We start from the raw sequence: 419 nt of genomic DNA, 5'->3' as shown, positions 1-419 counted from the left end.
TCTTTAAGTAATGGGCTAGGTGCCAACTATATTGATCAGTCGACTCCATACCAATTTTTAATTCGTGAAGCTGATTTTTTTCCGCTGTTCGTAAAACCTTTTGAATTAAGGTGTCCGCACCTTCTACATCATTCGAAACAGAAAAATCAGCGAGTGTGTGTCCCTCGCCATGCATGAAATGGACATGATGGGAGCGCAAACTCACGTCGATACCGACTAGCATTTGTGACATGCCAATCACCTCCTAAGGTGGAATTAATCAAGATACACTCAGACCTGGGTGCCCAGTCGAATCATCGATGTCTGCCTCGTTATTAGCAATCCAAGCGGGAAGACCATAAATGAGCGCTACACTCTCTTCTCACAGCCCGGTCGCAGCCAGTGGTTAGACCTTCAATAATGAACGATGGGTAGCAGGC

Annotated in this window: 1 protein-coding gene; it reads right to left on the bottom strand. The window is 45.8% G+C overall.

The window, feature by feature from the left end:
* The coding region (locus tag CD30_RS19315; protein ID WP_036180961.1) for an IS110 family transposase at positions 1-232 on the bottom strand (232 nt) is incomplete at its 3' end.
* Between the last annotated feature and the right edge of the window lie 187 nt (positions 233-419).

This window comes from Ureibacillus massiliensis 4400831 = CIP 108448 = CCUG 49529, from assembly GCF_000772965.1.
Lineage (GTDB): Bacteria > Bacillota > Bacilli > Bacillales_A > Planococcaceae > Ureibacillus > Ureibacillus massiliensis.
The sequence above is the reverse complement of the archived record's forward strand: the minus strand, read 5'-3'. Positions and strand labels throughout refer to the sequence as shown.